Here is a 14,302-nt window from a genome sequence, read left to right as displayed (position 1 = left end):
CACTGTTGCCGAGACGGTAGGACCTGGAGAACGCGGTTACCCGAACCGTGAGTTCGGGGGAACTCCCGGTTCGGGTCAGACAACCCCGAGGCGCTCCGCCAGCCCCAGGGTCTGGCGGCGGTACGTGGGACGAACACGATCGAGCAGGCCCAACACCATGTCGGTGGCCAACTTGCTGCGCACCATGTCCTGCGGACTCAGCTTCTCCAAGTCCAGAAGGTGGACGAGGACCGCGGCGTCATCGCGCCGCAGGTCATAACAGCGCGCCACTTCCAGGGTGAACGTGAACTGCCGTTCCCTGCTCGGCAGGCGGGAGATGTCTACCTCGTCGGCCAGGCGAAGTCCTTCAGCGCCCTCCCCTGCCAGCATCTCGATGCTCAGCGCGTGCAGATGAATGTTCGTAGGCCCGAACACCGTCCACTGGATGTTGGCCTCACCCGCTCGCTGTGCCAAGGGAGCCGCCTGCTCCTCCAGCCGCTGGCGGGCATGCCACCACCGCCTGCTCTGAGCATCAGCCACCACACATACGAGTTCCAGGGCGCCCTGCATGGCCGCCTTCTCATCACTGTCCGGAACATCCTGGAGTTGCTGGACAGCCGCCTCGGCGATCTCCCCCGCTTCATCGGCACCGCCCTCCTGGGAGAGCAGGCAGTGCCCGAAATTCCAGTGTGCCGCGGCCAGGCGGATCGGGTCGTCCGCGTCCTCCGCGGCGCGGCGAGCGCGGTCCGCAACCATGAGCGCAAGGTCGAGGCGTCCCGTGCGCCGGCAATACGACCGCAGCAGGCCGTACAAGTCCGCCGAAGTACGCAGCACTTCGCGGCGGGCCCTGGATTCCTCTCCTGTGCGATATGCGCGGACGGCGCACTCTACGTCAGCGATCAACTGCGGGAGCACCTGCTCGACTTCGCTGAATCGCTCCTCGCTGGTCTGCCAGGTCCTCCAGGCTTCTTCAACGCGGTCCCGGAGTTCCGCCGGAGTCACGGCGGCGCCGGCCCGGACTCCCGTGTACCCCATCAAGGCACGAGCAATGTCGGGCACGGTGCTCAGTGAGACGCCGGACTCGGGGTGAGGCTCATCCGAGAGCAGCGCCGACATCGGCACGCCTAGCTCACGCGCGAGTCGGGCCAACACATCGGGCGACGGTGTCTTCTTCCCGGTTTCGATCAGGGACAGGTATCGCTCGGTGATCCCGCACAGGCCTGCGATGGCGGCCTGCGAGCGGTTACCGTTCTTGCGCCTGTAGTGCCTGACCTGCCGCCCGATGGGCAGCTTCGGTGAATCGACCATCGGGCCTCCCGTATTTCGTCAGGGTAGGGCTGTCTTCCGCGTCGCGGACACTTTCCGCAACGATTGGGGACTCAGCGCAACTGCTTGGACGTCCAGTTCGAAAGGGCTCGTCGCATGCCACAGCTTGTCTTGTGGGACATCGACCACACACTCATCGACACGCGCGGCGTCGGACGCAGGCTGTCCGCCGCGGCCTTCGAGGAAGTGACCGGTCAAGCGATGCGCCAACAAGCCAAGATCGACGGGATCACCGAAGCCGTCATCTTCCGGGAGACCGCCAAGCTCCACGGCCTCACCACCGACCGAGCCGACTTCGAGCGGTTCGCGGCGGCACTCACGGCCCAGCACATCCGGCACGCTGGCGAACTACGCGAGCAAGGTCACGCACTGCCCGGCGCCGCAGCCGCCCTCGACGCGCTCGCCGCCGCCGGACTCCGACAGACCGTCGTCACCGGAAACGTACGCGCGGTCGCCGAGATCAAGCTCAACGTCTTTGGCCTGGACACCCACATCCACTGGGACGGCGGCGCCTACGGCGAGGACGCCGATCTTCGGCCAGGACTCGTGAAAATGGCGCTCACCCGCGCATCCGTTGCGGCCCCAGACGCGGTTCTTATCGGCGACACCCCCGCCGACGTCGAGGGCGGTCTCGCCACCGGCGTCCGCATCATCGCCGTCGCCACGGGACGGAGCTCCGCCGAGGAACTGCGCGCGACAGGTGCCCACGTCGTGATCCCCGACCTAACAGACATTATGGGCTTGTTGAAGCTGGTCACCGACAGCAACCCATAGGTGCGGGTCGCACGGGCACACGAAGCGCCAACCGGACCAGTCTCTCTGGAGCCGACAGCCTCGCACAGCCCCTCGCAGCGCTGTGACTGTCCAGCGAGTCCGCCGCCACAGCAGCAGGCGCAGGGGTCCCCTCAGCCGAGAGCCACAGGCGAGGGCGAGCATCGCCATCCAGGCCAGCAGGCCTAATGTGATCTGGACGATCTCCAGCCGACTCTGATTTTGCGCGGCGTTATGCAGGGGGCAGGTGGTGCAGGCTACGCGGATGCGGTCCGCGGCGCGGACCCGCTGGCGGTGTCGCAGCTCCATCTCAACGCACCGTGCGGCGGACCCGCCACTGTCATCGAGGTCTGAACCGCCTCCAAGGGTACGAGAGCCTCCAGTCCAGACGCCTCGATCGAGAGGCATCACGCCTCGCCGCCCCGGCGCCCCTCCTATCACCACGCCGCAGCCTCGACTCGGCCGGACTCCTCGCCTACGGGGACCTCAAGGCTCTGAGCGATCGACCGGACACCGCGTCAGCATGGCTCACGACCCCGGCTGCCAACCCTTGCAGGAAAACTTGTAATCTGGCAAACTTTAGAGACTTAAGGTGTCCAGTGATGATTGGAGATCGTTCGCGCTCATGCGCTCTATCGAGATAGACGACGAGGTGTTCGCGTTCCTGCAGAGCCAGTGCGAGCCGTTGGTGGACACACCTAACGACGTACTGCGGCGCCTGCTCCTCGGAGGCTCCGGCCGACTGCCGACAGCCACGGCGGAGCGTCGGCCCGGTGACTTGATGCCTTTCATCAGGGCAGGTCTGCTGAAGGCCGGGGACAAGCTGATCCACGTCCAGCCGCGCCGCGGCCTGACACACGAGGCCATGGTGACAGCGGACGGCTGGCTCAAGATCGAAGACGGCCGCGAGTTCTCCAAGCCTTCGCCCGCGCTCAAGGCGCAGACCGGAGTCGACATCAACGGCTACGGCAAGTACGTCCTCAAGGAATACCCCGAGGTCCATCTTCAGGACCTCCGTGAACAACTGCGAGGCGGGGCCTGATGGCGACGCATCTGATCATCATCGGCGACCGGGAGCCCCTGGCCTGGGTGCTGGAGAACGAGAGGATGGCCTTCCCCGCCGGGCGCACCACCGGACTCCCGGAGAAGTGACGAGATCCTCCTCTATACAACCAGAGGCTGATACCGGAACCCCAGCGCGACCGCGGGCGGATCATGGGCCTGGCAACCGTCACCTCCGAGGTGTCAGCGCTTCCGGACCCCGTGCCCTTCGGCGACCGGGACTTCCCTTCCGGATGCACCCTCAAGGTGCACGGACTCGCCCCGCGCCACGAGGGGGTGGTCCTCGCCGACCTCGTCCCTCATCTTCAGGTTTTCCCGAAGCTTGAGAGCTGGAGTGCCCGTATGCGCCGCGCGTCGTTGAGGCTGCCGGAACCGGACGCCGATCTGCTGCGCCAGGAGCTTCAGCCGATCCTCCGGCCCCGCAGGTCGGTTCTCGGCCAGTACGCGATCTGATCTGGCCGCTCGGCTCCCTGACCTGCTCCGGTCCCGGCAGCGAAGCGGATCTCCCGCCGTAGACTGGCCGACAAGCTGTGTGCGCCGTCGGCCGGACGCGGCCCTCCCGAGCGTCCCGACTCCTCCAGAGCCGCACGCACTGCCGACGAAACCGAGGTCCAGCGTTCGACACGGGTGGGGGGCACGAGCCATGTACGAGCTGAACGATGAGAAGGACCCGGTGGTACTGGGCCCGTTCGAACTGCTCGCCGTGCTCGGACAGGGCGGGATGGGCCGTACGTATCTCGGGCGCAGGCTCCCGCTGCAGAACCTCGGTCCCGAGCTGGAGACGGGATACCACCTGACCGAGTTCAGGGAGTCGGCTCATCCGACCCTGGCGGCAGTCAAGGTGATCAAGCCGTCGAAGCTGCGAGACAGTTCCGAGCACTCCGAAGCGGAAGCCCGGGCGCGGTTCGCACAAGAGATTGAGACGATGCGTACGGTAGCCAGTGCGCGGGTCCCGGGGCTGCTCGGCGCCGATGCCGAGGCCGAGCAGCCCTGGTTGGCCATGGATTATGTCCACGGGCCGACCCTCCACAAGCTCGTCCACGCCTGCGGTCCCCTGCCCGTGGGCCCGTACGGTGCGCTCGGCCTCGCCTTGGTGGACGCTCTGCGAGCCATCCACGCCGCCAAACTGCTGCACCGGGATCTCAAGCCGGGCAACATCGCTCTCGGGCCCGACGGCCCCGTCGTACTCGACTTCGGTCTCGCCGTCCTCACCGAGCGGGACAGCGACGCGGCTCTCACCAAGACGGGTGTCGGCTTCGGTACCCCGTCCTACATGTCGCTGGAGCAGGCGACCGACGCCAAGCACGTCGAGGAGCCGGCAGACATCTACTCGCTGGGGGCGGTGCTGTTCTTCGCGGCCGCCAAGCGGCCGCCGTACCCCTTTGCCCCCTTGCTCACCGCACCAAAGTGGGACGGCATGTACGCGCCGTACCTGCCGCTGCTGGGCCGGATTCTGGTGCAGGTGGCGGCACAGCGGCCGTCGCTCGACGAGATCGAGAGCGACCTACGCCAGTTGCTCGCCGGTCACGGGCTGACGGAAGAAGCCGCCGCGGACCAGCTGCGAGTCCTCGTGACGGAATCCGGACTGATCCCCGAGCTCCCCGCGAACGCTCTTTCCGACCTGGCGGACCCTGAGGTCCAGCAAGCGGCGCAGCAGGCCGTCGACCAGGGGGCCGCTCCGGACAGTCCGTGGGCACCCGACCTGTTCGACGAGTTCCTGGAGGCCGAAGCGCAGAACCTGGAACCCCTGGACGTGGCGGCCGAGCCCGCGCCCAACCCCGCCGGGTATGTCCCAACCGTGGTGGACCCCGGTGCGCACCACGTTCCGGGGCCCGCCGCACCGGTCCCCGCGCAGCCCACCGTGACCAGCTACCGCCTCGCGCCGCCGGAGCCCCCCGCGACGCCCGAAGCCGCCGTGACTCCGCCCGTAGCCCTGCGGGCTGCCGAACGGCTGCGGAAGGCATACGCCCACAGCGGGCGCCTCTGAGCTGTCGCGGCATGGGTCTTGACTCGGGCCGGCGACAGCAGCTTGCAGATCCCGGATCGCGAGGACCTTTGTCCGTTTAGGCTTCGACAGGGGCCCGCGCTGTCCCCTTCACCGGTAGAAACAGAACCTAGTGCGCCCGGGCCGGGCGTGCGTCCCACCGTCCTGTCGAAAGGAACCGCCCGCCATGCCCAACGCAGCGTCCGACCTCCTCTCGGGCCCGCCCCCGGCGGGCACGGTGATCGAGGTACGGGACGAGGAGTGGCTGGTCACCAACAGCGACGAGGTCCGCCCCGGCGAATTCCTGATCGAGGCGACCGGCGCATCCGAGCTGGTCCGCGGGCACCGGGCGCGCTTCCTCACCTCGCTCGACGGCATGCCCCGCGTTCTCCGCCCCGAGAACACCCGGCTCGTCCACGACACGTCCGACGGGTACCGACTCAGCCGGCTCTTCCTGGAGGCGGTGCTGCGCAAAACCCCGCTTCCCCAGATCGAGCGCCGTCTCGCGCTCACCGAGGGCTTTCTGCTCGATCGCATGGACTACCAGCTGCGGCCCGCCGAAAAGGCCCTCGCCAACCCGCTGCGGCCGCGCCTGCTGATCGGTGATGTCGTCGGCCTCGGCAAGACCCTGGAGATCGGGATCCTGCTCGGTGAGCTGATCCGTCGGGGCCGCGGCGAGCGCATTCTCGTGGTCACGCCGGCGCCGGTGCTCGAGCAGTTCCAGCACGAGATGTGGACCCGCTTCTCGCTGCCCCTCGTCCGTCTGGACAGTATGGGAATCTCCAGGATCGAGCGGAAGATCCCGGTCGGCCGGAACCCGTTCACGTACTACAAGCGCGTCATCATCTCGATGGACACCCTGAAAAACGCCAAGCGCTACGGTGCCTGGCTCCAGGGCGTCGATTGGGACGCCGTCGTGATCGACGAGTCCCACAACCTGATCAACCGTGGCAGCGACCGCCGCATCCTGGCCGAGCTGCTCGCGAAGCAGACCGACGCACTGATCCTCGCGAGCGCCACCCCGCACAACGGTGTGATGCGGGACTTCACCGGCCTGGTCCGGCTCCTGGACCCGATGGCCGTCAAGCACGAGCAGAACCCCAAGGCATCCGAGCTACACCACCTCATGTTGCGCCGTACCAAGGTGAGCACGGAAGTGGCCAAGGCGCTGGAAGGCTCGTGGGCGCCTCGCGGCGAGTCGAAGCCGATCCCCTGTGTGGCGGGCGAGCTGGAGGAGCGCGTCTTCGCCGAGCTGACCGAGAATTGGCTGAGGAATCCTGACCCGCACGAGGCCGATCGCCTCTTCCCTTACGTGCTGCTGAAGTCCTTCCTGTCCTCTCACCGCGCGCTGTTCGTGACAGCCCGCAAGAAACTGGCCAGCCTCGGCCACGCCCTTCCGGAAGGGCACAAGAACGTCACCGATCCGCCGCTGACCATCGCGGAGGCGCACTCGGCAATGCCGGAGGTCACCTCATTGCTCCGGCTCACGGAACTCGCCCGCGAGATCGATCAGGCATCGGCGGCTGGAGCCGTGACCACGGCCAAGCTCGCCGCTCTCGTCTCCTATCTCCGCCAGATCAAGGTCGGACCGGGTAGCTCAACCCGCGCGGTCGTGTTCTCTGAACGCCGCGAGACCCTTAACTGGCTTGGGTCGGTACTGCCTGCGCTGTTGGGCTGGAAGAAGCCCAAGGACGGTGAAGCCGCCGTCAAAGTGATGCACAGCGAGGTCTCCGATACGGTGCAAATGGACTACGTAGACGAGTTCGCGCGGGCCGGCAGCGACGTGCGACTGCTGCTCACCGGCGACGGCGCCTCCGAAGGCGTCAACCTTCACCGGCAGTGCCACCACCTCGTTCACTGGGATCTGCCGTGGAGCCTGATCCGGGTCGAGCAGCGCAACGGCCGTATCGACCGCTACGGGCAGACCGAGAACCCCGAGTTCCGAGCGCTGATCCTGCGGAGCGAGGTCGAGGGCGCCCTGGACGACCGGACGGTCGCGGAGAAAGTCCTCGCTCGCGAGGCGCGGGTCCACGAGGTGCTGGGTGCGGTGGAGGCTGCTACGAAGGAGGACGATTGGGGCAAGGAGGAACGCCGGGTGATGGAGGCGCTGCTCCGCGACGCTCCTCCCGAGGACGCGGTCGCCGACCTCCAGGCCGTCGATGTGGACGCGCTCGCCGAAAGCGGCGGTCTGTCCGCCGACTTCCCCGTGGCCCGCCAGACGATGAGCGAGTTCGGTACCGGCCTGGCCCCGGTGGAAGCAAAGGCCGACGTCTCCGGCTCCGACGCCGACTTCGATTTCGACCTAGACGTGGACCTGGACGACTACGGGTCCGATGCTCTGGAAGAACCCAACCCTGTGCAGGACGGTCCCACCTCGACCACGGAAGATTCCGATATCCCGACCGTGGACGAGCTGCGCCTGTTCGACCCCGCCCCAGAGCGGAATCGCCTCTTGTACGTACGCACGGGTCTGGACGAACTGGCCAAGCTGGAGTCGTTCCACCTCAACACCGTCTTCACCGGCACTGACCTCAGCTTCGACACTCCCGAAGACCTGGCCGACCGGCTCGACGTGCTGCCACCCGGCTATCTGCGCGATCAGAACATCGCCCGCCGGATGAAGCTGACCTTCAGCCGCGAGGACGCGGCTGATTCACTCAAGAGGGCCCGCGAGGACTCCGATTCGTCCTCGCTATGGCCGGACGCCCACTACGTCGGCGAACTCCACCCGGTGGTCGAGTGGATCAGCGACAAGGTACTCGTCCAGCTCGGTCGCCAGCAGGCCCAGGTCCTCCAGGTCGATCCCCGGGTCGCACCCGTGCCGGTGGTCCTCACCCAGGGCGTGTGGTCCAACGCCGAGGGGCGGCCGACCCTCGTCGCATGGCTCGCGATCGACCGCCTCAACGAGCCGGAGCCCCGGGTACGGGAACTCACCCCGGAGCTTCTCGTCGAACTGGGCATCGGACCAGACATGCCCGACCACTACGCCCCGGGCCCCCTGGAGGACCTTCAGCTGCTGGTCCCCAAGGCCGTGGCCGAGACCCGGCGGACGCTTGACGGTCTGCGGGAAATCGCCGACAGGGAGGTCGACGCCCCGCTGCGCGCGTACGAGAAGCAAGTCGGCGACTGGCGGCAGGAGCTGCTCCCGGGGTTCACCCGTTCCACCCGCGACGAAGCGGCGGACCGCCTGGCCGAGGCCGCCGCCCAGCTGCGGACCTCAGGCGACCCGATGGTCCGGGTCCTGGCCGTACTGGAGCCCGGCGCATGAGTCCCCGCCCCCTCGACCGCACCCCCATGAACAGTGAGCAGGAGCAGCAGGCGTGACGTTCGACTCCCTGATCAACGAACGCGAATACTTCCCGTCCTTCTATCTGGACGACATCCTGCCGAAGCAGCTCACGAGCGGCCCCCTCAAGGCGTGGTCGGCCCTTGAGCGCCAGGGCCGGGCCACGCCCCGGCAGAATTTGCGCGACCTGACCCGCCCCTACATGGACGTACGGGCGGTACTCGGCCCGGAAGCCGAGAAGTACAACGCGCTGCCGTACGCGCCGGCCGTCGCTGCGCAGGAGGCGGCCGCCATCGCGCTGAAGGCCGCGGGCCCGGACACGGAACCGCCCGCCTTCCAGCCAGCGCCGTCGGAAGCCGAAGCCGACACCACACCCGAGGGCGAGTGGCGAGCCGCGCTGGCCGGGTGGCACGAACGCCTACTGAAGGCCCTGGGCTTCACCCCGAGGCCGGGGCACTTCACCGCCCACACCCCGACCGGCCCAGTGGCCGTGCCCGTGGCCCACTCGGAGGCCGGTGTCCTCGTCCTGACCGGTGGTTTCGCGGAGGACCTGGACGCCACCCGGGGCGACGGGCACGCGAACCTCCTTCCCGCCCCGGTCCGTCTCTCGGCCTCGAAGACGCTGACGACCGTCCGCGAGCTGGCCTCATGGGTGCTGAACGCGGAGAACGCCCCGCGCTACGCACTGCTCCTCTTCGGCGGCATGGTGATCCTCGCCGACCGGCAGGCATTCTCCCGTGGCCGCTATCTGGCGGTGAACCTGGACACCGCCCTGCCTCGCAAGGCAGCGAAGGGGACTAAAGCCAACGAGATCGACCTGATCGCGGCGATCTTCGCGGCCTCATCCCTACGGCCCGGCGAGGACGGCTCGGACGACGAGATCGCCAAGCTCGTCGCCGAGTCCCGGGACCACTCGGTGGGCGTGACCGCCGAACTCCGGGTCGGGCTCCAGAAGTCCGTCCAGCTCATCGCCAACGAGGTGCTGCGCCGAGCCCGCGAGGAGTCCGGAGTCCACCCCGAGGACCTGCCGGAATGGCTGCCCGACACCCTGAAGGAGCCCGGCGACCTGCCGCGCCTCCTGACCGAGGAGTCGCTGCGCTACCTGTACCGGATCCTGTTCCTGCTGTACGCGGAGGCCCGGCCGGAACTCGACATCCTGCCGGTGAAGAGCGAGGAGTACGCGACCGGGTACAGCGTGGCCCGGCTGCGCGAGCTCGTCGTCCAGGACAAGCTCGGCAGCGCGTCCCGGGACCGGTTCCACTTCCACGAGTCGCTGGCCCTGCTCTTCAAGAAGGTGTTCACCGGCCACCCGGTGGCGAACACGGTCACCGACCGCAGCGCGCCAGTCGAGGAGGCGCCCGAGCTGACCGAGGACGACGGCCACGAGAGCGTACGCATCGAGGCGCTGCGCTCCCGGCTCTTCGACCCCGAGTCGATAAGGCTCGTCGGAAAGCGGATCGACTACCCGGAACCGACCCGCCCCGACGGCTCGCCGGCCCCGGCGAGCCCCCTGGACCTGCGGCTGCGCAACAAGGTGCTGCACCAGGTCCTTCGCCACCTGACGCTGGTCGAGGGCCGGGGGAAGGGCCGAGGCGGGTTCATCAGCTACGCCAACCTCAGCATCAACCACCTGGGCGCGGTGTACGAGGGCCTGATGTCGTACACCGGTTTCATCGCCACCGAGCCGATGTACGAGGTCGCCAAGGGCGGCAACCCGGAGGGCGGGTCCTGGCTGATCACGACCGACCAGGTGCGGAGTGGGCTGTACTCGGACGCGCCGGGCGACAGCGTGTTCGTCAAGGAGGACAGCGTCAACCCGGAGACTGGCGAACCGGATTCGGTGGTCCACCCGGTCGGCTCGTACGTGTACCGGCTGGCCGGTCGGGACCGGCAGACGAGCGCCTCCTACTACACGCCGGAATCCCTGACCCAGGCGACGGTCGAGCAGACGCTCCGGTTCCGGCTGGACGACGAGGGCCGCGTGGACCCGCGCGAACCGGAGAAGTCGGACGTCACAGCGGCGGAGGTGCTGCGCTGGCGGGTGTGCGAGCCTGCGCTCGGCTCCGGCGCGTTCCTGAACGAGGCGGTCAACCAGCTGGCCGAGCTGTACCTGAAGCTGGCGCAGCACGAGCGGGGCGAACAGATCGACCCGGAGGAGTACCCGCGCGAACTGCAGAAGGCCAAGGCGTACATCGCCCTGCACAACGCGTACGGCGTCGACCTCAACAAGACGGCGGTGGAGCTGGCGGAGATCTCGCTGTGGCTCAACACCATGTACCCCGGCATGCGGGCCCCCTGGTACGGCCTGCATCTGCACCGCGGTAACTCACTGATCGGGGCGGCGCGGAAGGTATACCCGGGTCAGTCACTGGATAAGGGCGGCTGGCTGAAGACCTCCGACCAGCAGGCGCCCAAGGCTGTCCCCTTGACCGAGAAGCTGACGGGCACCGGCGTCCACCGGCCGGTGCACCAGTTCCTGTTGCCAGCCCTGGGCTGGGGCTCGGTCTTCGACTCGGTGTCGGTGCGGAAGAGCACTGGACAGAGCGTGGTGGCCGGGGCGGTGGCCGACTGGCTCGACCCTCAGCTCATCGAGGCGATGAAGAAGTGGCGTTCGGGCATCCGCCGGGCACCGAGGGGCGAGAAGAAGTCGTCTCCGTCGGAGAAGGCCCCGACGCCCCAGGCCACTGCGCTGAAGAGGGAGGCACGCACCGGGCAGGGTGCGCTCGACCTGGGCCTGGAGATCTGGGAGCAGTCGGGGTTCGACTTCTCGGCGGAGCCGCCAGCCGAGGCCCCGGCGCTGGCTCCCGCCAAGCGCGCGACCCAGGCGCGACCCGGCGTAGACGCCAGTTCGGACGACGGTTCCTACGGGCAGGCAGGGCGCCTGCGGGCCCTCGCCGAGCGGGTGGAGTACCTGTGGGACCTGGTCAAGCTACGGCTTAAGCTATCGGAACAGGAGATCTCTCGTGACATCCCGGTGTGGGGTGCGGAGAGTCGTGGGGAGCGGTCTGCCCCGGTTATGGACCGGGAGGCCGTCCGTCAGGCCCTCCAGGTGGAGGGCAGCCCGTACTGGCGGCTCAAGCAGGTCATGGACGCGTGGTGCGCGCTGTGGTTCTGGCCGCTGGAGGAGGTCTCGCTCCTCGACGGCACGGCACCGGACTACTTCGACGGCCCGCAGGACCTCAAGAAGCTCAGCAAGGGCAGCCTCGACCGTAAGGTGGCGCTGCGGAACCTAGACGAGTGGATCGAGTTCGCGGAGTCGGTCGTCGGTCGGGTGGATGTGGAGCCGGGGAAGGACACTGGCTCGCTGTTCGAGATCCCGAAGGTCAATGGCCTTAAGGGACTGGATAAGTTCGAAGAGGCCCTCGACGAGAAGATGACTGAGATCTCGGGCTGGGTGGACTTCGCGAACCTGGGTCATCTTTTCCCGTGGCACGGGACGGCGGTCCGGATCGCGAAGGAGCGGGGATTCTTCCACTGGGAGCTGAACTTCGCGCATGTGTTTGCGGGGGGTGGGTTCGACCTGATGGTAGGGAATCCGCCGTGGGTCAAGCAGGAGTGGAAGGAGAGCGGGGTTCTCGCGGAGTTCGAGCCGTGGTTCGAGCTGGCGGAGAAGCCGAGCAATGAGGCGTGGGCGGAGCGCAAGGCGGCGGTGCTGGGTGGGGCCGTGGCACGATCAGCGTTCATGGGTGAGCTGGCGGACTCGGCAGCGATGTCGGGGTACTTGGCCTCGGTGGACACCTATTGCGAGCTAGTGGGGACACAGCCTGACTTGTATCGGGCATTCATGCTGCTGTCGTGGCGGGCAATTGGTGCTCGGGGAGTGGCGGGGCTGATTCATCCTGCCACGCACCTCACCGGCGCCAAGGAAGGGATGCTCCGACGCACGGCCTACCACCACCTGAGGTTGCACGCCGACTTCGCTAATGAGCTCCGGCTCTTTGCGCCTCCCGTCCACCACAGCACACACTTCAGCATCAACGTCTACGGACGCCAGAGTCCGGTCCACTTCGAGCACGTTAGCTGGTTGTTTCACCCAGCGACGCTCGCGCAGTCTGTACAACACGACGGCTCTGGAGATGCACCTGGCATTGTCCGAGTGGACCAGGACTCGTGGGATGTACGCCCGCACCTTTCTCGCATCTCTGTTGTCACTCAACAAGAATTGTCAGCATGGCACGCCCTGGCAGGCGATAGCGGATCCCCTACGGAACAGGCAAAGGCCCTATTCCCTGTCACACGTTCCGAAGAGTCCGCTATTTACGCTCTCGCCAAGTGGCCCCACCGGCTAGCTTCGCTGCGCCCACGTATTAGCCCTGGCTTCCACGAGAAGAACGACCGGACGGCTGGCTACTTCACGTGGGGCTCTGGCTCTGCGACATCCTGGCACGATGTAATCCTTCAGCCTCGATTCTTCAGCCTTGCTACGCCGTTTACCGCGCAACCAATCCCAGATGCGCGGGTAGCTGCCGACATGGAACCGTGGGCACACTCGGACCTCGCACCCAACGCTGTGCCGCGCACCCACTACCGACCAACCAGTAACCGAAAGAAATACAGCCACGGACTCCGCAAGCGCGAGTGGCTCGATTACAAGCTTCTCCACTCATTGCGCACCGACGAACTGGCAGCATCGGTCGCAGCCGCCTTCGCTGCTGAAGAAAATGCATCCACGGCAGCGGACGTTGATGGGGTGCTTCACGATTGGGCCACTCGGCCATGGACGTCCTTCTATCGCATGGTATGGCGGCGTAGGACTCCTTCCGACTATGCCAGATCGCTTACGCCAGCCTTGGTACCTCCCGGACCATCTCACGTCGATCAAGTACATAGCCTGATCGCCCGAGACAACCTCACAACCGTGCAAGTGGCAGGCTTCTGGTCATCCCTACCCCTGGAGTATTTTCTTCGCATCACAGAGCGTGGAGACCTACGTGTGGGCGAAGCTGAGGCCATGCCAGCGCCTACCGCGGGACACCCGCTCGCCGAAGCGCTCACGTTGCGTACCATCCGGCTGAACTGCCAGACAGCGGCATACGGACACCTGTGGGCTGAGCTCTATACACACGCTTGGAGCCAGGACTCATGGGCGACCCTTTGGCCCGGCGTCGCCCCCCTTACAGACGGTGTCAGCCCAGCATGGCACTTCAATAGCCCGCTGCGATCCGAACTTTCTCGTCGCGCTGCGTTGGTTGAAATCGATGCCCTCGTGTCCGTATGGCTGGGCATCAGCGCCGATCAACTAGTGGCGATGTACCGGGCCCGGTTCTCCGCCATGCAGAAGCAAGAGGAACGTATGTGGTTCGATGCGTCGGGGAGGCGCATCGCTAAAAGCCATCAGGTGCACGGGTACGGTCAACCGAAGGACGCCTGGCAGCAGCTCAGTTCGCATGCGGACTTCCCGCTCGAAGCCAACCTCCCGGACGGATACGAGGGGCCGCTCTACCGGGCAGATAGGGTGAAGGAGATGCGGGTCGCGCACGCAGAGTTCACACGGCGGATGCGGGCCGTCGGCTGGGAGCCCGGGGACACGGAGCCTCCGGGATCCGCACAGCAGTAGGCCGGGCGCCGAAACCCGCGCGGTTGCGGGCACCGTCCGCCCCGCCTCCCCTCAGGGGCGGGACGGACGGCCGAGCTGCGGAACGGATAATTGCCGTCGGCCCGCTCAGCAAGGCTCCTTGATCGCCCCCGAGCCCACAGAGCAGCCTGAACTCGCTACTGCACCGGACCAGCGCGAAGGTCACGGTCCGGGATCAGAACTCGATGGGGTAGTTGTCGGCTCTGATCACGCGGGCGAGGTAGAACCCGCGCTCTCCCTTGGCTGTGGCGCTCTCGTGGATCTCTATGAGTCCGAATCCGCGCGGCATGGTCGAGACGTACGTTCTGGGCCTCACGCC

Annotated in this window: 8 protein-coding genes; 6 read left to right on the top strand and 2 right to left on the bottom strand. The window is 67.1% G+C overall.

The genetic code is table 11. From position 1 onward, the window contains the following. Nucleotides 1-75 precede the first annotated feature (75 nt). Nucleotides 76-1,287, bottom strand: a complete 1,212-nt coding sequence (locus ADK64_RS22420; RefSeq protein WP_053661633.1) for a helix-turn-helix domain-containing protein — start codon at nucleotides 1,285-1,287, stop codon at nucleotides 76-78. Between the two features lie 114 nt (nucleotides 1,288-1,401). Between ADK64_RS22420 and ADK64_RS22415 the strand changes: the two genes are divergently transcribed. From ADK64_RS22415 to ADK64_RS22390, 6 genes are all read left to right on the top strand, one after another. Next, nucleotides 1,402-2,079, top strand: a complete 678-nt coding sequence (locus tag ADK64_RS22415) for an HAD family hydrolase (RefSeq protein WP_053661665.1) — start codon at nucleotides 1,402-1,404, stop codon at nucleotides 2,077-2,079. Nucleotides 2,080-2,701: 622 nt separating this feature from the next. Beyond that, nucleotides 2,702-3,118 carry a hypothetical protein gene (locus ADK64_RS22410; protein ID WP_053661632.1) on the top strand — a complete coding sequence of 139 codons (417 nt, stop codon included), beginning with the start codon at nucleotides 2,702-2,704 and terminating at the stop codon, nucleotides 3,116-3,118. Between the two features lie 200 nt (nucleotides 3,119-3,318). Continuing rightward, on the top strand, nucleotides 3,319-3,591 hold the full coding sequence (locus ADK64_RS22405; protein WP_234384674.1) for a hypothetical protein: 273 nt from the start codon (nucleotides 3,319-3,321) through the stop codon (nucleotides 3,589-3,591). A gap of 190 nt (nucleotides 3,592-3,781) precedes the next feature. Next, the gene (locus ADK64_RS22400; protein ID WP_053661631.1) at nucleotides 3,782-5,125 is read left to right on the top strand and encodes a serine/threonine-protein kinase; all 1,344 of its coding nucleotides are present in this window, start codon (nucleotides 3,782-3,784) and stop codon (nucleotides 5,123-5,125) included. A 184-nt stretch (nucleotides 5,126-5,309) separates the two neighbouring features. Further along, a complete protein-coding gene (locus tag ADK64_RS22395; protein WP_053661630.1) occupies nucleotides 5,310-8,390 on the top strand; it encodes a DEAD/DEAH box helicase in 3,081 nt (1,026 codons plus the stop codon). A gap of 52 nt (nucleotides 8,391-8,442) precedes the next feature. Next, a complete protein-coding gene (locus ADK64_RS22390; RefSeq protein WP_053661629.1) occupies nucleotides 8,443-13,965 on the top strand; it encodes an Eco57I restriction-modification methylase domain-containing protein in 5,523 nt (1,840 codons plus the stop codon). A gap of 193 nt (nucleotides 13,966-14,158) precedes the next feature. On the opposite strand, the gene ADK64_RS47470 is transcribed toward ADK64_RS22390, so the two are convergent. Continuing rightward, the gene (locus tag ADK64_RS47470; protein ID WP_234384673.1) at nucleotides 14,159-14,299 is read right to left on the bottom strand and encodes a hypothetical protein; all 141 of its coding nucleotides are present in this window, start codon (nucleotides 14,297-14,299) and stop codon (nucleotides 14,159-14,161) included. Nucleotides 14,300-14,302 lie beyond the last annotated feature (3 nt).

It is taken from the genome of Streptomyces sp. MMG1121 (assembly GCF_001280015.1).
In the GTDB taxonomy this organism is placed as follows: domain Bacteria; phylum Actinomycetota; class Actinomycetes; order Streptomycetales; family Streptomycetaceae; genus Streptomyces.
The sequence above is the reverse complement of the archived record's forward strand: the minus strand, read 5'-3'. Positions and strand labels throughout refer to the sequence as shown.